We start from the raw sequence: 18,835 nt of genomic DNA on the forward strand, positions 1-18,835 counted from the left end.
CGAAACCCAATGGCACCCTGGCTCCCGTTTGCCCTGCTTTCGGCCGTGTTTGCGGCCCTCACCGCCATTTTTGCCAAGGTTGGCATCAAGGGCGTCGATTCGGATTTGGCCACGGCCATTCGCACGGTGGTCATCCTCATCCTGGCCTGGGGCATTGCCATCGGGCGCGGGGCCACGGCCGGGCTGCCCGAGTTGAGCGGGCGCACGTGGCTGTTTTTGGGGCTGTCGGGGCTGGCCACGGGGGCCTCGTGGCTGTGCTACTTCCGGGCCCTGAAGCTGGGCCCCGTGAGCAAGGTGGCCCCCATCGACAAGCTGAGCGTGGCGCTGGCCATTGGGCTGGCGGTAATGTTTTTGGGGGAAAGTTTGAACTGGCGCACGGCCCTGGGCGCGGGCCTGATCGTGGCGGGCAGTGTGGTGCTGGCGCTCTAACTTTCAAGACGTTACCTCCGCATTAACGTAGTCGTAATAGGTTTTCTATCAGCCGTTTCACCTGTTTTTCACTCAACCCTGGGGGCCCCGGGGCCGTTTGCAGGATAGTCCTTCGCTTTCACCAGCTTCTCTCCTCCATGCGCTTACAAAACCGTATCGCCCTCGTCACGGGCGGCAGCTCGGGTATCGGCACGGGCATCGCCCGGCAGTTTGCCGCCGACGGCGCCACCGTGTTCGTTAACTACCACGGGGGGCCCTCCGACAAGGCCGACGCCGTGGTTAAGTCCATCACCGACGCCGGCGGCCAAGCCTTCGCCATCCCAGCCGACGTGAGCAAGGAGGACGAGGTGCAGGCCATGTTTGCCCACATCATCCAGCAGTGCGGCACGTTGCACATTTTGGTGAACAACTCGGGCCAGCAGCAAGACGCGGCCTTTGTGGACATGACCCTGGCCCAGTGGCAGCGCGTGATTGACGTGAACCTGACCGGGCAGTTTTTGTGCTCGCGCGAGGCGGCCCGCGAGTTTCTGCGCCGGGGGCCCCAGCCCGAAATTGCCCGCGCCACGGGCGTCATCTTGCACACCAGCAGCGTGCACGAAGTTATTCCGTGGGCCGGCCACGTGAACTACGCCACCAGCAAGGGCGGCATCATGCAGCTCATGAAAAGCACCGCCCAGGAGCTGGCGCCCCACAAAATCCGGGTGAACAGCATCGGGCCGGGCGCTATCAAAACGCCCATCAACACCAGCGCCTGGGATACGCCCGAGGCCGAAACCGCCCTGCTCAAGCTCATCCCCTACGACCGGGTGGGCGTCATTGAGGACATCGGGGGCCTCGCCGCCTGGCTCTGCTCCGACGAGGCCGACTACATCACCGGCCAAACCATTTTCATGGATGGCGGCATGACGCTCTACCCGGGCTTTGCCACCGGCGGCTAGTTTTTGAATGTGCAGAATGTGGAAATATGGGGATGTGAAAATGCGTGCGTTTTACCCACAGGCTCTTTCCCGTAGCAAATGCTAGCCGCTTTGCCCCCTCATCCACAAATTTCCACATCCCCACATTTTCACATTTCACCATGACACCCGAACACGAACGCCTGTGCGACGTGGGGCCCTGGCGCACCTTTGGGCCCTACCTGGCCGAGCGGCAGTGGGGCACGGTGCGCGAAGACTACTCGGCCGACGGCCAGCCCTGGACCTTCACCACCCACGACATGGCCCGCTCCTACGCCTACCGCTGGGGCGAGGACGGCCTGGGCGGCATTTCGGACAACCAGCAGCTGCTTTGCTTCGCGCCGGCGTTTTGGAACGGGCAGGACCCCATCCTTAAAGAGCGGCTGTTTGGGCTGAGCGGGCCCGAGGGCAACCACGGCGAGGACGTGAAGGAGCTGTATTACTACCTCGATAACACGCCCACCCACAGCTACATGCGGATGCTGTACAAGTACCCGCAGCACGCGTTTCCGTACGAGTGGCTGGTGCAGCAAAACGCCCGCCGCACCCGCAACGATGCCGAATTTGAGCTGGCCGACACGGCCGTGTTTCGCGAGGACAAGTACTTCGATATTTTTGTGGAGTACGCCAAGGCGGGGCCCCAGGATGTGCTGATTACCATTACGGCCCACAACCGGGGGCCCCAGGCGGCGCCGCTGCACGTGCTGCCCACGCTCTGGTTCCGCAACACCTGGGCCTGGGGCGACGACGACTATTACCCCGACCTGCGCGCCACCAACCGCGGCCACATTGCCGTGTGCCACCGCGACCTGCCCGGCCTGGCCCTGCACGCCGACGGGGCCCCCGAGCTGCTGTTTTGCGACAATGAAACCAACGCACCCCGCCTCTACCAGGCCGCGCCCCGGCCGGGCGCTAAGTTCTTCAAAGACGGGCTGAACGAGTACGTGATGGGCGGCCGCGCCGACGCCGTGAACCCCGACCGCGGCGGCACCAAGGCCGCCGCGCACTACGTCCTCACCATCGAGCCCGGCCAGAGCCAGACCCTGCGCCTGCGCCTGGGCCCCGACGATTTGGCCGCGCCGTTTGCCGATTTTGACCAGCTGGTGGCCCAGCGCCGGCAGGAGGCCGATGCCTTTTACGGGGCCCTGCAACACGACCTGGCCAGTGCCGACGCCCGTGCCGTGCAGCGGCAGGCCCTGGCCGGCATGCTGTGGAACAAGCAGTTTTACAACTACGACGTGCGCCGCTGGCTGGCCGGCGACCCCGCCCTGCCCGCCCCACCGGCCGGCCGCCTGGAGGGGCGCAACGCTGGCTGGCGGCACGTGCGCAACCACGACATCATCTCGATGCCCGACAACTGGGAGTACCCCTGGTACGCGGCCTGGGACCTGGCCTTCCACGCCGTGCCGCTGGCGCTGGTGGACCCCGAGTTTGCCAAAGACCAGCTCCGGCTGCTGTGCCACGACCGCTACATGCACGCCAACGGCCAGCTGCCGGCCTACGAGTGGCAGTTTGGCAACGTGAACCCGCCGGTGCACGCCTGGGCCACGTTCCGGGTGTTCAAGATGGACCAGAAGCAGTGCGGCGGCACTTGCGACGTGGTGTTTTTGGAAACCATTTTCCACCGCCTGCTGCTAAACTTCACGTGGTGGGTGAACCGCAAGGACACCGCTGGGCGCAACATCTTCGAGGGCGGTTTTTTAGGGCTCGACAACATCGGTGTGTTCGACCGCTCGGCCCCGCTGCCCGCCGGCGTGTACATCGAGCAGGCCGACGGCACGGCCTGGATGGCTCTCTACGCCCTCAGCCTCATGCGCATGGCCCTGGAGCTGGCCCAGACCAACCCCGTGTACGAAGACCTGGCCGGCAAATTCTTTGAGCATTTCCTGGCCATTGCCCAGGCCATGACCGGCTACGGGCCCCACGACATTGATATGTGGGACGAGGAGGACGAGTTTTACTACGACGTGCTGAACTCGCCCCAGGGCCGCACCCCGCTCAAAGTGCGCTCGATGGTGGGCCTGGTGCCACTGTTTGCGGTGGAAGTGCTCGACGACGAGCTGCTGCAAAACGCCCCGAAATTCCTGGCCCGCCTGAACTGGATTTTGGCCAACCGCCCCGACCTGGCGGCCCTCGTGAGCCGCTGGCAGGAACCGGGCAAGGGCGACCGCCACTTGCTCTCGCTGCTGCGCGGCCACCGCCTCAAGGCCCTGCTGCGCCGCACGCTCGACGAGGCCGAATTCCTGTCCGACCACGGCGTGCGGGCCCTCTCCAAGTACCACCAAGACCACCCCTACGTGTTCCGCACCGACGGCCAGTCGTTCACGGTGAACTACGATCCCGGCGAATCCACCACCAGCCTCTACGGCGGCAACTCGAACTGGCGGGGCCCCGTGTGGTTCCCCGTCAACTACCTGCTCATCGAGGGGTTGCAGCGCTTCCACCACTACTACGGCGACGATTTCAAGGTAGAATTTCCCACCGGCAGCGGCCAATACAGCACGCTGCTGGCCATTGCCCAACAGCTCACCGAGCGGCTCACCGGCCTGTTTTTGCGCGACGAAAAAGGCCAGCGCCCCTGCTTCGGCGCCGACGCGCAGCAGCAAACCGACCCCAACTTTAAAGACTACCTGCTCTTCCACGAGTACTTCCACGGCGACACCGGCCAGGGCCTCGGCGCCAGCCACCAAACCGGCTGGACCGGCCTCGTGGCCAAGCTGTTGCAGCCGCGAGGCAAGTAGCACCATCATCTTTCAGCAACTTATCAGGCCGTCATAACTAGGCCGTCATGCAGCGCGCAGCGAAGCATCTTTTTAGCGTAACTAATCAGGATTACTGGCGCGGCAAAGATGCTTCGCTGCGCGCTGCATGACGGGCTGAATAAAACATTCAAGCCATGAACTACCTCGACATCACCACGCCCATTTCCGACCAGATGGTGCACTGGCCCGACAACGCCCCGGTGCACCTGCGCCTCACCCGCTCGTTTGCCTACGGCGACCCGGCCAACGTGAGCGAAATCAGCATGAGCGTGCACACGGCCACCCACGTCGATGCCCCGCGCCACTTCATCCAGGACGGGCCCGACGTGACGACGCTCGACCTGAACACGCTGCTGGGGCCCTGCCGCGTGGTGCGCATCCACGACCCCCGGCTCATCACGCTGGCCGAAGTGGAGCCCCTCGACCCGCAGCCCGGCCAGCGCATCCTCTTTCGCACCCGCAACTCGGACGCCGACTGGACGCACCAGCCCTTCAACCCCGACTTCGTAAAACTGGACTTCCCCGCCGCGAAGTTCCTCCAGCAGCGCGGCGTCGTCTGCGTCGGCGTGGACTACATCTCGGTGGGCGGCTCCGACACCCACCACGCCCTGCTCGACCACCGCATCACCGTCATCGAAGCCCTGGCCCTGGGCCACGTGGAGCCCGGCGACTACGAGCTCATCTGCCTGCCGCTGCGCATCGTAGGCGCCGACGGGGCCCCCTGCCGCGCTCTGCTGCGCCCGCTGTAAATTGGTTATCAGTCCCCAACACAAAGCCGCCCCAGGGCCCCCATTGCAAGGGTTCCCGGGGCGGCTTTGTGTTTGGAGGAGCCGGGGGCTACTTGCCCAGCTGCTTGAGCAGCTCCTTGGCGGCGGGCTCCGACGAGGCCGGGTTTTGGCCCGTGATGAGGTGGCCGGCGGTTACAACGTAGGGGCCCCAGTCAGTGCCTTTGGAGTAGGTGCCGCCGGCGTTTTTCAGCATGTCTTCCACCAGGAAGGGCACGACGTCGGTGAGTTGCACGGCCTCCTCCTCGGTGTTGGTGAAGCCGGTTACGGCCTTGCCTTTCACGAGCAGGTCGCCGTTGGGGGCCTTCACGTGGCGGAGCACGCCGGGGGCGTGGCACACCACGGCTACCGGTTTGCCGGCGGCGTAGGCCGTTTCGATCAGGGCGATGGACTTTGGGTCTTCGGCTAGGTCCCAGAGCGGGCCGTGGCCGCCGGGGTAAAAGATGGCGTCAAAATCGGCGGCTTGGATGGTATCCAGCGGCACGGTGTGGGCCAGGGCCTGCTGGGCGGCGGCGTCCTTTTTGAAGCGCTCGGTGGCGTCGGTTTGGGCCCCGGGCTCGTCGCTTTTGGGGTCGAGGGGCGGCTGGCCGCCCTTGGGCAAGGCCAGCGTGAGGTCGATGCCGGCGTCCTTGAACACGTAGTAGGGCGCGGCAAATTCTTCCAGCCAGAAGCCGGTTTTCTTGCCCGTGGTGCCCAGCTCGTCGTGCGAGGTCAAAACCATGGCGATTTTCATAATCCGAAGCAGTAGAATGGTGGTAAAAGGTGGCGGAGCCGGCCAACGCCGGGCCCCACCGCGTGGCCGCTGGTTTTAGGCCAGCAGCTGGTAAAAGGTGACTTTGCGCTCGGCCAGCAGCGGCACAATCTGGCCCACCACCAGCTCCTGGTAGTGCGCCGAGTCGCGGTGCGCGTCGAGGGCCGCCTGGTTGGCGTACTGCTCGTAGAAGAAGAAGCGGGCCGGATCGGCGGCGTCTTGGTGGGCCACGTAGAGCAGGTTGCCGGGCTCGTGCTGGCGCACGGCTTCGGCGGCTTGCAGCATCAGCTGGCGCACGGTGGCTTCGTGGCCGGGCTGGGCGCGCCACTCGGCGGCCACGGCGATAATATTTTGGGTTTCGGCACTCATAATCAAGAGCATAAGGGAGGCCGGGTCAGGCTACTTTCACCACGGCTTTGCCGGTGTTTTCGCCCTGAAACAGGCCCAGAAACGCGGCCGGAATCTGGTCGAAGCCCTCGGTTACGGTTTCCTCGCCCTTCAGCTGGCCCGCGGCGTACCACTCGGTGAGTTTTTTTACGCCTTCGGGCCAGCGCGCGTAATAGTCGCTCACGATGAAGCCCTGGAGCTTGCTGCTGGTTTTGAGCAGCTTGCCCTCGGGCCGGGGCCCCACCGGGGCTTCGGTGGCGTTGTAGGTCGAAATCTGGCCGCAGAGGGCGATGCGGGCGTGCTTGTTCAGCAGGTCGTACACGGCGTCGGTGATGGCGCCGCCCACGTTGTCGAAGTAGCAGTCCACGCCGTTGGGCGCGGCGGCGGCCAGGGCCCCGGCCAGGTCGGGCGTGGTTTTGTAGTTGATGGCCTCGTCGAAGCCCAGCGCCCGCAGGTGCGCCACCTTCTCGTCGGAGCCAGCGGTGCCCACCACGCGGCAACCCTGGATTTTGGCCAGCTGGCCCACCACCAGGCCCACGGCGCCGGCCGCGCCCGACACCACCACCGTTTCGCCGGCCTGGGGCTGGCAAATGTCGAGCAGCCCGAAGTAGGCCGTGAGGCCCGGCATGCCCAGCAGCCCCAGGAAATAGCTGGCGGGGGCCTGGTCGGCGGGCACGCGCTGCACGGCGCTGGCATCGGCCACGCTGTGCTCCTGCCAGGGCAGGTTGCCCACCACCACGCTGCCCACGGGCAGCTGCTCGCTGCGGCTTTCCACCACTTCGGCCACCACGCCGCCCGCAATGGGCTCGCCCACGGCAAAAGGCGCGACGTACGACTTGGCGGCGCTCATGCGGCCGCGCATGTAGGGGTCGACGGATACGTACCGGGTTTTGAGCAGCACCTGGCCCGCGGCGGGGGCCGGCACTGCGCGGGTTTCGAACTGGAACTGCGCGGCCGTGGGCACGCCCACGGGGCGGCTGGCCAATAGGATGGTTTTCGTGTTCATTGAGTGGGTAATCTACTTGTTATTAGGAAGCTATTTAGGAAGCCAGAAGATTCAGAATTGAACGTCATGCTGAGCGCAGTCGAAGCATCTCTACTGCGGCAGTAATTTAATGATTGGTAAGCGGTAGAAATGCTTCGACTGCGCTCAGCATGACGCTTTTACTTCAAATAGCTTCTTAAAAAACCCCCGCGGCTTAGGCCAACTGGGCCAGAATGTGGGTAAGGTGCGCGCGCAGGGCCCCTACTTCGGCGGGCGTCATGTGGAGCTTGGCGAGCATTTGGGTGGGAATGTCGCCGGCCTGCGCCTCCAGGGCCCTACCGGCCGGCAGCAGCCCAATGATGACCGAACGCTCGTCGCGCGGGTCGCGGCGGCGGCTGAGCCACTGCCGCTGCTCCATGCGCTTGAGCAAGGGCGTGAGCGTGCCCGAATCGAGCAGGAGCTTTTCGCCCAGCTCCTTCACCGTCAGCTCCTGGCGCTCCCACAGCAGCAGCAACACGAGGTACTGCGGGTAGGTGAGGCCCAGCGCCTGCAAGTAGGGCTGGTAAGCCTTGGTGAGCTGCCGCGACACGGCGTAAAACGGGAAGCACAGCTGACTTTCCAGCTTCAGCAAAGAGTTATCGGCGGCGGGGGCGGGGGTAGCTTCCATAGGCTTCAGCTGGGTAAACAACGTTCGATTGCCTAATGTTCGATTGTGCGCAATTAAATTTGCCTAAGAGTAATTCCGCGCTGGTTTCGGAGTGCCGCTCAAAACCCTGAAAAGCTGTTTGGCTTAATCTTTTGGCTCCCGGAACGGGGTAGAAAGGCATCCCTGCTTCGCTGCCCCGTGCTGAACCGTGCTGGTTTTAACGCAAACTGCTTCCAAAGCAAAGCCAGCGGCCGGGCTATAGGCTAAGGAAGTGCGTGCCCGTGAGCTGCGCCACCCGGTTGTAGGCTGCGCCACCCGCGCGGCCCGCGGCCCGGGCTCCTACTTGCCGCGCTGCGAGGAGGCCCGCACCAGCAAATCGGGCTGGAGCAGCACCCGGCGCGGCGACACGTTCTGGCGCTTTTCGCCCAGTATTTCGAGCAGCAGGCGCGCAGCAGCCTGGCCCATTTGCTCGCAGCGCTGGTCCACGGTGGTCAGCATGGGCTCGGTGAACGAGGTGAACATCTCGTTGCTGAAGCCCGTTACGGCCACGTCCTGGGGCACGCGCAGGCCGCGCTTTTTCAGCACTTGCAGGGCCCCCACGGCCGAAAAGTCGCTGGCCGAAAACACGGCGTCGGGCCGCGTGGGCAGCTTCAACAGCTGCTCCATGCCCTGGATGCCGTCCTCCAGGCGCATGTCGCAGGTGAACACCAGGGCTTCGTCGAAGGGCACATTGTGCTCGCGCAGCGCGTCGAGGTAGCCCTGGCGGCGGTTTTTGTAGATATTCAGGTGCTGGGGCCCCGCGAAGTGGGCGATGCGCCGGCAGCCCTGCTCCAACAGGTGCACCGTGCTCTGGTAGGCGCCCTCGCGGTCGTCGAGCACCACGGCGTTCACGTCGCGCCCCTCCAGAATGCGGTCGAAAAATACCAGCGGCAAGTCGCGCTTGGCCGCCTTGTCGAAGTGCTTGAAGTCACGCGTGGTACGGGCCAGCGACACCAAAATACCCTCTACCTGGGCGTTGATGAGGGTTTCGATGTTCTTGCGCTCGTGGGCCACGTCCTCGTTCGACTGGCAGATGAGGATATTGAAGCCCGCCTTGGTGGCCACAGTTTCGATGCCCTTCACCACCATCGTGAAAAAGTGGCCGTCGATGTGCGGCACCAGCACGCCCAGCATGTTGCTGCGGCCCTTGCGCAGGCCCGCCGCCAAGTGGTTGGGGTGGTAGTTCAGCTCCTTGGCCAGCTTGGTGACGCGCTTTTTGGTGGCGTCGCTGATGCTCGGGTGGTTGCTCAGCGCCCGCGAAATGGTGGACACCGACACGCCCAGGGCAGTAGCCATGTCGGTGATGGAAGCGCGCTTAGAAGCCAATAGACGGGAAATTGAGGGAGAAAGCAGCGAAAACCGCTACGCAAAGATCTACGCAAATTTTGCACTTCCGGAACTGCCCGGAGCCGCTTATTTTTTTAGCCCGGCAGCGGCTGCGGCAAATAGGTAGGCCCCAGGCAGCGGGGCCCCTGGGCCGTCCACGCCAGTTTATCGATACAGAGCTGGCGCTCCGTCATTTGCGGGTTCCAGGCGTGGTACACGAGGTATTCGGTGTGGCCGTCGGGGCCCACCGCGTGCGAGTGGTGGCCGGGGCCCCGCACGTGGCCCGGCACCGCGTGCAGCACCCGCGCGCCGGCCCCGCCGCCGGCCTCCGAGTAGGGCCCCAGGATGCTGTCGGCCACGCAAAAATCCACGCCGTAGCGGTCGGTCAGGAAATTGGCCCCGCTATAAAAGCAGTAGTACTTTCCGTCGTGGCGGCGCACGTAGGGGCCCTCCAGTGTGTGCCACTGCGCAAACACTTGGTTATCATAGAGCGGCACCCGGCGGTTGGCCTCGAAAATCGTCCACGGGTGGCGGGCGCGCAGCACGGTGCGCGGCTGCTGGGCCAGCGCCGTCATGGTGGCGAGGCGGTCTACGGCCAGGCCGGTGCCGGGGAAATAGCCGTCGTTGGAATCGATGAAGTCGCGGGCGTAGAACAAATACCACTGCCCGTCAGTGTCTTGAAACGGGTGGGCGTCGATGGTGAACTTACTTTCCGGCACGTCGAGCGCCGCCACTTCCGCGTAGGGGCCCTGCGGCGCGGCACTGGTGGCCACGTACAGGCGGTGGCCCACGGTGGCGGCAATGGCGCCGCCGCCCCGCGAGTAGTACATGTAAAACGTGCCGTCGCGGAACACGACCTCGGGGGCCCAAAAGTCGAGCCCCGCGCTGCCGGGCGGCGGCGCCAGGGCCCCGCCGGCGTCGCGCCAGTCCACCAAGTTGCTCGACGTCAGCACGCTGAAGATACGGCCATCGGCCGTGCGGCCCTGCCCGGTGGTGCCGAAGGCGTAGTATGTGCCCTGGTGCAGCAGCACGGCGGGGTCGGGGAAGTTGCGCCGCACCACGGGGTTGGTGTAGGTGCGGGCAGCGGCACGGGCGTTGCGGCTGGGCAGCAGGGCCAGCAGGCCCCCGGCTAAGGCGGCGTAGCGCAGGAAGTCGCGGCGGGAATCGGCGGAGGGCATGGGCAGGCGAAAGGAAGCGGCTCGTGGGCAAGGGCCCGCAACGGCGGGGCTGGGACGACGAATGTATTAATATTCCGAAGAAAGTGCAAACGTTTGCACGAATATCAAATTGCTTACTACCTTGCGGCAGGTAATCCCAACACGGATTTCGGTTGGTTTCGCAGCGGTACTATCCTAACTTTTTAGGCAGTTGATGTACAACGTTTGTGTAAGTGCATTCCGCCTCATTCGGGCGGCGGCCCTGGTGGCCGGGGTACTGGGCGCCGCCGTGGCCTCAGTCCAAGCCCAGTCGCTGGCCCCGCTGGCGTACCACGAGTTGGCGCCGGGGGCCATTCGGCCCAACGGCTGGCTGCGCACCCAGCTCGCCGTGATGCGCGACCACACCACCGGCCACCTCGACGAAACTTACCCCAAGCTGCGCGACCGCAACGGCTGGCTCGGCGGCACTGGCGACGGCTGGGAGGAAACGCCCTACTGGCTCGACGGGGCCCTGCCCCTGGCCCACTTGCTGCACGACCGGCCCTTGCTGGCCAAGGTGCAGCGCTACGTCGATTGGTCCCTGGCCCACCAGCGGCCCTCGGGCTACTTTGGGCCCCTCACCAAAGCCGAGCAGCAGGCGGGCCACCTGCTCGACGTGCAGGGCACCCAAGGCGAAGACTGGTGGCCGCGCATGGTGATGCTGAAGGTGCTGCAACAGCACTACCAGGCCACCCACGACGCGCGCGTTATCCCGTTCCTGACCAAGTACTTCCGCTACCAGCTGGCCAACCTGCCGGCCGCGCCCCTGGGCCAGTGGAGCGAGTGGAGCACCACCCGCGGCGGCGACAACCTGCTGGTGGTGTACTGGCTGTACCGCCAAACCGGCGCGCCGTTTTTGCTGGAGCTGGGCGAGCTGCTCTACCAACAAACCACGCCCTGGACCGCCCTGCTGGGCGGGCGCGACTGGGTGCTGGAAGCCGCCGCCAACCAAACCGGGGCCCACTGGATGGACCGCCACGGCGTGAACGTGGGCATGGGCCTGAAGCTGCCCGTGGTGTACGCCCAGGCTCACCCCGACCAGCCGCAGCTGCCACAGGCCCTGCGCACCGGCTGGCACGACCTGATGACGCTGCACGGCCTGCCCGCCGGCATGTTTTCGGCCGACGAGGACTTGCACGGCAACCTGCCCACCCAGGGCACGGAGCTGTGCGCCGTCGCCGAAACCATGTTTTCGCTGGAGCAGGCCGCCGCCCTCACCGGCGACGCCGCCTACCTCGACGCCCTGGAGCGCATCGCCTACAACGCCCTGCCCACCCAAACCACCGACGACTACACCAGCCGCCAGTACTTCCAGGTGGCCAACCAGGTGCAGGTGCAGCGCGGCGTGCTCGACTTCACGCTGCCCTTCGAGCGCGGCATGAACAACGTGTTCGGGCCCTACGCCGGCTACACGTGCTGCACCGCCAACATGCACCAGGGCTGGGCCAAGTTCGCCACCCACCTCTGGTACGCCACCCCGGCCCAGGGCCTGGCGGCCCTTGAGTACGCACCTAATATCCTGACTGCGACCGTAAACGGCAACGTGCCGGTCACCGTCCGCGAAGAAACGGCCTACCCGTTTGGCGACCAGGTGGACTTCGTGGTGGAGCTGAAAAAACCCACCGCCTTCCCGCTGGCGCTGCGGCTGCCCGCGTGGTGCGCCGAGGCCACCGTGCTGCTCAACGGCCAGCCGCTGCGCACCGACCGGGGCGGGCAAATCATCACCGTGGCGCGCACCTGGCAGCGCCACGACCGCCTCACGCTGCGCCTGCCCATGGCGGTGCGCACGAGCAACTGGGCTCGCAACTCGCGCACCCTGGAGCGGGGCCCCTTGGTGTACGCCCTCAAAATTGACGCCCAGTGGCAGCAAAGCCAGCAGGCCGAGGAAGGCCCTTACTTCACCCTCGCGCCCCAGGGCCCCTGGAACTACGGCCTGCCCCGCGCCGTGGTCGACGACCCGGTAGGCCACATCACCGTAGTGGCGAAGCCCGTGGCCGCCGATGCCCCGGGCTTCTACTGGAACGCCGCCAATGCGCCCATCGCCCTCACCGTCAGCGGGCGGCGCCTGCCCGACTGGCAGCTGAGCGCGGGCGTGGCGCCGCAGCCCGTCACGGCCCGCGACGGCGTGTACAAGGGCCCCGTGGCGGCCACTGCCGAGCCCCTCACCTTCATCCCCTACGGCTGCACCAAGCTGCGCGTGGTGGCGCTGCCCGTCGTGCCCTAACCCGCTGCTTCGCTCCCTCTCCCCTGCCTATGCTTCGTCGTAAAATCCTGATTTTTCTGCTGCTGCTCGGCGCCCTGCCAGCGGCCCGGGCCCAGGGCCCCGCGGCCGGCCGCACCTTCACCAACCCCCTGAAAGCGAACGGACCCGACCCGTGGGTCGTGCGCCACGGCGGCTATTATTACTACACCAACACGATGGGGAAAAACCTCACGCTGTGGAAGTCCAAAACCCTCGAAGGGATAAAAGACGCCCCCGGCGCGGTGGTGTGGACGCCGCCCGCCGCGGGGCCCAACTCCTACGAAATTTGGGCCCCGGAGCTGCACTTCCTCAGCGGCAAGTGGTACCTCTATTATACCGCCACGGACAAGGCCAATTTTAGCGACCAGACGCGCTACGTGTTCGTGCTGGAAAACGCCAGCCCCGACCCCACCGCCGGCACGTGGGTGGACAAGGGCAAAATCAATACCCGCTATTCGGGCCTCGACGGCTCGGTGTTTGAGCACGGCGGCCGGCGCTACTTCCTGTACTCGGCCTACGTGGGGGCCCAAAGTGTGCTGGCCATTGCGCCCATGGCCAACCCCTGGACGCTGGACGCCAGCAAGGAAACCATCATCGCCCGGCCCACCTACGCCTGGGAAAAGGGCGGCGGCCGCCAGATTCTGGAGGGCCCCGAATTTTTGGCGGGCCGCCGGGGCCAGCTGTTCGTGGTGTACTCGGCCAGCGCCTGCTGGGACGATAACTACTGCCTGGGCCTGCTCACGGCCCGCCCCGGCGCCGACCCGCTGCGGGCCGACTCGTGGACGAAAGCGCCGCAGCCGGTCTTTCACCCGTCGGCCGCAAACGGCGTGTGGGGCACCGGCCACAACGGCTTCACCACTTCACCCGACGGGCGCGAAAACTGGCTTATTTACCACGCCAAAGCCGCCGCCGACGGCAAGTGCGAGGGACGCAGCGCCCGGGCCCAGCGCTTCGGCTGGAACCCCGACGGCACGCCCAATTTTGGGGCCCCGGCCGCGCTGGCCACGCCCCAGGCCGTGCCGTCGGGCGAGTAACGCTTTCTATTAAATCCCTCTTAACTAATTTCTTTCCTTTTTCGCATGAAGAAAATTTCGTTCTTGCTCTTGTTCGTGGCGTTGCTCGGCGCGCCGGGGGCCCAGGCACAAAAAGTCAAAACCAAAACCAAGGGCGCCGGCGCCAATACGGCCGCCGCCCAGGGCCCCCGCTGGACGACATCCAAGGCCAACGCCTGGTACCAGACACACCCCTGGATGTCGGGCGCCAACTTCACGCCCAGCACGGCCATCAACCAGCTCGAAATGTGGCAGGCCGCCACCTTCGACCCGCAAACCATCGACAAGGAGCTGGGCTGGGCCGAGGGCATCGGCTTCAACACGATGCGCGTGTTTTTGCACAGCTTGGCTTGGAAGGAGGACCCGGCCGGCTTCAAAAAGCGCGTGAATGATTACCTCGCCATCGCCGACAAGCACCACATTAGCACCATTCTCGTGTTTTTTGACGACTGCTGGAACAAGGACCCGAAGGCGGGGCCCCAGCCCGCGCCCAAAATCGGCGTCCACAACTCGGGCTGGGCGCAGGACCCCGGCGACCCCGCCTCGCGCGATTCGGCCACCTTCGTGCAGCTGCGCCCCTACGTGACGGACGTGCTCACGAGCTTTGCCCACGACAAGCGCATCTTGCTGTGGGACTTGTACAACGAGCCGGGCAACAACGGCAAGGGCGTGGCCTCGCTGCCGCTGTTGCGCAACGTGTTCGCCTGGGCATCGGCGGTGCGCCCCGACCAGCCCCTGAGCGCCGGCCTCTGGAACTGGGACCCGGGCTATGGGGCCCTGAACACGTACCAGGCCCTGCACTCCGACGTCATCACCTACCACTGCTACGACGAGGTGCCATCGCATGAGCGCATCATTGCGCTGCTGGCCACCCACGGCCGGCCGCTGCTCTGCACCGAGTACATGGCGCGGCCCCGCAACTCGCGCTTCGTCAACATCATGCCCCTGCTGAAAAAATACAACGTGGCCGCCATCAACTGGGGCTTGGTGGACGGCAAAACCAACACCAAGTACCAGTGGGACGTGCCCATCGCCGACGGCTCGGAGCCCGGCGAGTGGTTCCACGAGGTGTTCCGCAAAGACGGCACGCCCTACCACCAGGACGAGGTGGACCTGATCAAGAAAACTAACGGCAAGTAGGGGCCCAGGGCCCTATTTTGGCAGCAAAGGCCTTCCTATGCTGCGAAGGGCACCTTACTGCTGCTAAAAGCACGGTTATGCAAAAGGCCGTACTTCTGCTCTTTTGATCCACAACAACCCAGTCCGACGATGCGCATTTCACCTCGGGTAACGCAAACTATCAGCGCGGTGCTGCTGGCGCTGGTGCTGCTGCCCGCCTGCACCCGGCAGCGGGGCCCCGGCGCCCTGGTGCCGGCCACGGGGGCCCCAGCGGCCACGTTCACCAACCCGCTGCTGCCGGTGGGGGCCGACCCGTGGAGCATCTACCACGAGGGCTACTACTATTACACCAACACGACGGGCGACAACCTCACGCTCTGGAAAACCAAGAACCTGGCCGACCTCAAAAACGCCGCGCACCGCGTGGTGTGGACGCCGCCGGCCACGGGCCCCAACAGCCGGCACATTTGGGCCCCCGAGCTGCATTTCCTGCGCGGCAAATGGTACCTCTACTACGCCGCCGACGCCGGCGACAACCCCTCGCACCGCCTTTGGGTGCTCGAAAACGCGTCGCCCGACCCGCTGCAAGGCACCTGGACCGACCGCGGCAAGCTGGCCGACCCGGCCGCCGACCGCTGGGCCATCGACGGCTCGGTGTTCCTCAACAACGGGCGTCTGTACCTCATTTGGTCGGGCTGGGACGGCATCGTGAACGGCCGCCAGGACATTTACCTGGCCCCCCTGAAAAACCCCTGGACGCTGGCCGGCCCGCGGGTGCGCATCTCCACGCCCACCTACGCCTGGGAGCGCAACGGCGACCTGCACAGCCCCAACGACCCGCCCCACGTGGCCGTGAACGAGGGCCCCGAGGTGATTCGGCACGGCAATAAGCTGTTCTTGGTGTACTCGGCCAGCGGCTGCTGGACGGATTTTTACGTCCTCGGCATGCTCACGGCCGACGCAAACAGCGACTTGCGCAAGCCCGCGTCGTGGACGAAAACCCCCACGCCCGTGTTCCAGCAGTCGCCCGAAAACAAGGTGTACGCGCCGGGCCATAATTCCTTTTTCACCTCGCCCGACGGCAAGGAAAACTGGTTGCTGTACCACGCCAACAGCGCGCCCGACCAGGGCTGCGGCCCCAAGCGCACGCCACGGATGCAGCGCTTCACGTGGCGCCCCGACGGCACGCCCGATTTCGGCCAGCCCGTACCCGCCGACCAAGTGCTGGCCGTGCCCTCGGGCCAGTAGCCCGAGCCCGTAGCGTGGACTCTGCGAGTCCGCGCGGTGGAACGGTCGCTGGACAATCTATAGCGCGGACTTTGTAATCCGCGGCTCTCGCTTCGTCCTACCGGTAATCGTGCAGCGACCGGCGGGATGAAGCGAGAGCCGCGGACTCGCAGAGTCCGCGCTACATGCAAAGGCCCGCTAATTATTTAGCGGGCCTTTTTAGCAACAACAATCCAGGGCCCCTACTTACCCGGGGCCTCGGGCGGGGCTACCTCGCCGGCCACTGGGGCGGCGGTAGCAGCGGCGGTTTGCTTGTAGTGGATTTCGGGCAACGAACGCAGGCGGTCGGCGGCCCACTCGGCCGTCACGTCGCGCTGGGGGTTGGCTAGCATTTCGTAGCCCACCATGAACTTGCGCACCGTGGCCGAGCGCAGCAGCGGCGGGTAGAAGTGCATGTGCAGGTGCCATTCGGAGTGCTGCTGGCCGTCGGTGGGGCGCTGGTGCCAGCCGGCCGAGTACGGGAACGATAGCTCGAACAGGTTGTCGTAGCGAATGGTGAGGCGGCGCAGGATGTCGGCCAAGTCGTTCTTCTCGGCGTCGTTCAGCAGCTCCAGCGAGGCCACGGCGCGGCGCGGCAGCAGCAGCGTTTCGAAGGGCCAGGTGGCCCAGAACGGCACCAGCACCACCCAGCTGTCGTTTTCGATGACGACGCGCTGCTTTTCGCGCAGCTCGGTGGCGAGGTAGTCGGTGAGCAGCGTGCGGCCGTGCTCCTCGAAGTACTTGGCCTGCTGCACGGTTTCCTTGGCAGGGTCGACGGGCACGGTGTGCTGGGCCCAGATTTGGCCGTGTGGGTGCGGGTTCGAGCAGCCCATGATGAAGCCCTTGTTCTCGAAAATCTGCACGTAGTTGATGTCCGGCCGGGCCCCCAGGGTCTGGTACTCGTCCACCCACACGTCCACCACGCCCCGAATGGCCTCCGGGGTCATTTCAGGCAAAGTCAAATCGTGGCGCGGTGAGAAGCAGATGACGCGGCCCACGCCGGTTTCGGATTCCGCAATCAGCAGGTTATCAATGTTGATGCCCCCGGCCGGCCCGTCGGGTTGCAGGGCCGCGAAGTCGTTATCAAACCGGAACGTGCCGGTGTACGGCGGGTTGTGGGCCCCGTTGGCGCGCACGTTGCCGGGGCACAGGTAGCAGGCGGGGTCGTAGGCCGGGCGCTTGTCGGGGGGCGTTTTTTCCTGCTGGCCCTGCCAGGGGCGCAGGGCGCGGTGGGGCGAGACAAGCAGCCATTCCCCGGTGAGGGGGTTGTAGCGGCGGTGCGATTGGTGGGTGGGGTCGAAGGCGGAATCAGACATGACTAGAAAACGCGAATGGAGCAAAAAGGGATGGCTTTACGCTTGCACAGCGGCGCCATGCAGCTCGCTCACGCCGCCCACAATGGTGGTGTGGTAGGTTTCGAGCTTCTGCTGGAACCGCTGCTCAAACGCCTTTCCCATCGCCGCCACGAATACCTCCACCTCCGCCACGGCCACCAAGTTGATGGTGCAGCCGCCGAAGCCCCCGCCCATCATGCGGGCCCCCAGCACGCCGGGCAGCGGACGGGCCATTTCCACCAGTTCGTCCAGTTCCAGGCAGCTCACTTGGTAGTCGTCGCGCAGGCCGGCGTGCGAGGCGTACATGGCCCGGCCCACGGCATCCATATCGTTGGCCTTCAGGGCGTCGCAGGCTTCCTGCACGCGTTGGTTTTCCTGCACCACGTAGCGGCAGCGGCGGTACACCACGTCGCCCATCTCGGTGCGAGCGGCTTCGATTTGCGCCAGCGTGGCGTCGCGCAGGCTCTTGATTTCGGGGTGTTTCTTTTGTAGCACGGCCACGCCCTGGGCGCATTCCTGGCGGCGCTTGTTGTACTCGGAACTGGCCAGCGAGTGCTTCACGCCCGAGTTGCACAGCACGAGGTGGTATTGGTCGGCGGCGAAGGGGAAGTATTCGTAGTCGAGCGAGCGGCAGTCGAGGCGCACCACGTGGCCGGCGCGGCCGTGCAGGCTGGCAAACTGGTCCATGAGGCCGCTCATCACGTGGGCGTAGGTGTGCTCGGCCTGCTGGCCCATTTTGGCCAGCGTCATGCGGTCGAAGCCCGTGTGCAGCAGCTCGTTGAGGGCAAACGCCAGCCCGCACTCAATGGCGGCCGACGACGACATGCCCGCCCCCATCGGCACGTTGCCACCAAATACGCAGTCGAAGCCCGCCACTACCACCCCGTGCGCCTGAAACTGGGCCACCACGCCCAGCAAGTAGTTGGCCCACAGGTGGTCGCTGGGGGCCACATCGGCCACCGCTACCTCGTAGGTATCGGCCTTGTCGAACGACACCAAGCGCACCGCATCGCCCCCGTTCAGGCCCACCGCGAAGAATATTTCCTTGTCGATGGCGGCCGGCAGCACTAGGCCGTCGTTGTAGTCGGTGTGCTCGCCGATGAGGTTGATGCGGCCAGGGGCACGCACCAGTAGGGGTTCATGGCCGAAACGGCGGTGAAAATCGGCGGCAATGGCAGCAATGGGCATGAGCAGGCAGGTTTAGGGCCCCTGAAGTGTCGTTTGGGCCGGCTAAAGATGAGAAATTTCTATAAAATGGACAAACGTTTGCGCTTAATTTATTCAATTAAGGTGATTGTTAGCATCAGACACATGCATGTAAAACACTGTTAACTGCACTACTTATCTACCCATGCATATTCTTCAGAGTTATCACTAACCCGGCAAAATCACCTTTAAAGTGGTTTGATTATTTCCCGGTAAAGTATAAAAACCATTTGACGTTATCCGCCAGGTTGCGAGCCGAGGGCCCAGCGTATTTAGTGGCTCAGCCGAACGGTGCAGAATTTTCCTTGGAAGCCATCCGTTGCGGCCACGACGGCTTACAAAAGCCGCTTTTTT

16 protein-coding genes are annotated in these 18,835 nt (G+C 65.0%); 8 read left to right on the forward strand and 8 right to left on the reverse strand.

Translation table 11 applies throughout. The features are described 5' to 3' along the window. Nucleotides 1–9: 9 nt before the first annotated feature. The 4 genes from AXW84_RS13315 (at nt 10) to AXW84_RS13330 (ending at nt 4,896) form a co-directional block, all read left to right on the forward strand. Nucleotides 10–429, forward strand: a complete 420-nt coding sequence (locus tag AXW84_RS13315) for an EamA family transporter (protein ID WP_068234014.1) — start codon at nt 10–12, stop codon at nt 427–429. A gap of 137 nt (nt 430–566) precedes the next feature. After that, a complete protein-coding gene (locus AXW84_RS13320; protein WP_068234017.1) occupies nt 567–1,367 on the forward strand; it encodes a glucose 1-dehydrogenase in 801 nt (266 codons plus the stop codon). Nucleotides 1,368–1,507: 140 nt separating this feature from the next. After that, nucleotides 1,508–4,126 (forward strand): MGH1-like glycoside hydrolase domain-containing protein, encoded by a 2,619-nt coding sequence (locus AXW84_RS13325; protein WP_068234020.1) that lies wholly within the window; start codon nt 1,508–1,510, stop codon nt 4,124–4,126. A 155-nt stretch (nt 4,127–4,281) separates the two neighbouring features. Then, the gene (locus AXW84_RS13330) at nt 4,282–4,896 is read left to right on the forward strand and encodes a cyclase family protein (RefSeq protein ID WP_068234023.1); all 615 of its coding nucleotides are present in this window, start codon (nt 4,282–4,284) and stop codon (nt 4,894–4,896) included. Between the two features lie 88 nt (nt 4,897–4,984). On the opposite strand, the gene AXW84_RS13335 is transcribed toward AXW84_RS13330, so the two are convergent. The 6 genes from AXW84_RS13335 to AXW84_RS13360 form a co-directional block, all read right to left on the reverse strand. Further along, on the reverse strand, nt 4,985–5,665 hold the full coding sequence (locus AXW84_RS13335) for a type 1 glutamine amidotransferase domain-containing protein (protein ID WP_068234026.1): 681 nt from the start codon (nt 5,663–5,665) through the stop codon (nt 4,985–4,987). 75 nt (nt 5,666–5,740) lie between these two features. Beyond that, the gene (locus AXW84_RS13340) at nt 5,741–6,052 is read right to left on the reverse strand and encodes a putative quinol monooxygenase (RefSeq protein WP_071892713.1); all 312 of its coding nucleotides are present in this window, start codon (nt 6,050–6,052) and stop codon (nt 5,741–5,743) included. 25 nt (nt 6,053–6,077) lie between these two features. Further along, entirely contained in the window at nt 6,078–7,076 is a 999-nt protein-coding gene (locus AXW84_RS13345; RefSeq protein ID WP_068234033.1) for an NADP-dependent oxidoreductase, read from the reverse strand. 193 nt (nt 7,077–7,269) lie between these two features. Next, complete coding sequence (locus tag AXW84_RS13350; RefSeq protein ID WP_068239377.1) at nt 7,270–7,722, reverse strand: MarR family winged helix-turn-helix transcriptional regulator; 453 nt, start codon at nt 7,720–7,722, stop codon at nt 7,270–7,272. 318 nt (nt 7,723–8,040) lie between these two features. Further along, nucleotides 8,041–9,066, reverse strand: a complete 1,026-nt coding sequence (locus AXW84_RS13355) for a LacI family DNA-binding transcriptional regulator (protein ID WP_082773884.1) — start codon at nt 9,064–9,066, stop codon at nt 8,041–8,043. Nucleotides 9,067–9,161: 95 nt separating this feature from the next. Beyond that, nucleotides 9,162–10,244, reverse strand: coding sequence for a glycoside hydrolase family 43 protein (locus tag AXW84_RS13360; protein ID WP_082773885.1), 1,083 nt, complete (start codon nt 10,242–10,244; stop codon nt 9,162–9,164). Between the two features lie 193 nt (nt 10,245–10,437). On the opposite strand from AXW84_RS13360, the gene AXW84_RS13365 reads away from it, so the two are divergent. The 4 genes from AXW84_RS13365 to AXW84_RS13380 all read left to right on the forward strand — a co-directional run bounded on the left by AXW84_RS13365 (nt 10,438) and on the right by AXW84_RS13380 (nt 15,923). Next, nucleotides 10,438–12,486 carry a beta-L-arabinofuranosidase domain-containing protein gene (locus AXW84_RS13365; protein ID WP_068234037.1) on the forward strand — a complete coding sequence of 683 codons (2,049 nt, stop codon included), beginning with the start codon at nt 10,438–10,440 and terminating at the stop codon, nt 12,484–12,486. A gap of 29 nt (nt 12,487–12,515) precedes the next feature. Next, nucleotides 12,516–13,538 (forward strand): glycoside hydrolase family 43 protein, encoded by a 1,023-nt coding sequence (locus tag AXW84_RS13370; RefSeq protein ID WP_071891314.1) that lies wholly within the window; start codon nt 12,516–12,518, stop codon nt 13,536–13,538. Nucleotides 13,539–13,583: 45 nt separating this feature from the next. Next, nucleotides 13,584–14,696, forward strand: coding sequence for a 1,4-beta-xylanase (locus AXW84_RS13375; RefSeq protein WP_068234040.1), 1,113 nt, complete (start codon nt 13,584–13,586; stop codon nt 14,694–14,696). Between the two features lie 129 nt (nt 14,697–14,825). Continuing rightward, nucleotides 14,826–15,923, forward strand: coding sequence for a glycoside hydrolase family 43 protein (locus AXW84_RS13380; protein WP_082773886.1), 1,098 nt, complete (start codon nt 14,826–14,828; stop codon nt 15,921–15,923). A gap of 221 nt (nt 15,924–16,144) precedes the next feature. Here AXW84_RS13380 and AXW84_RS13385 read toward each other — a convergent pair whose 3' ends face one another. Both AXW84_RS13385 and galK read right to left on the reverse strand, forming a co-directional pair. Continuing rightward, on the reverse strand, nt 16,145–17,257 hold the full coding sequence (locus tag AXW84_RS13385) for a UDP-glucose--hexose-1-phosphate uridylyltransferase (protein WP_068234043.1): 1,113 nt from the start codon (nt 17,255–17,257) through the stop codon (nt 16,145–16,147). Between the two features lie 36 nt (nt 17,258–17,293). Then, a complete protein-coding gene (gene galK / locus AXW84_RS13390) occupies nt 17,294–18,463 on the reverse strand; it encodes a galactokinase (RefSeq protein ID WP_068234046.1) in 1,170 nt (389 codons plus the stop codon). Nucleotides 18,464–18,835 lie beyond the last annotated feature (372 nt).

This window comes from Hymenobacter sp. PAMC 26628 (genome assembly GCF_001562275.1).
Lineage (GTDB): Bacteria > Bacteroidota > Bacteroidia > Cytophagales > Hymenobacteraceae > Hymenobacter.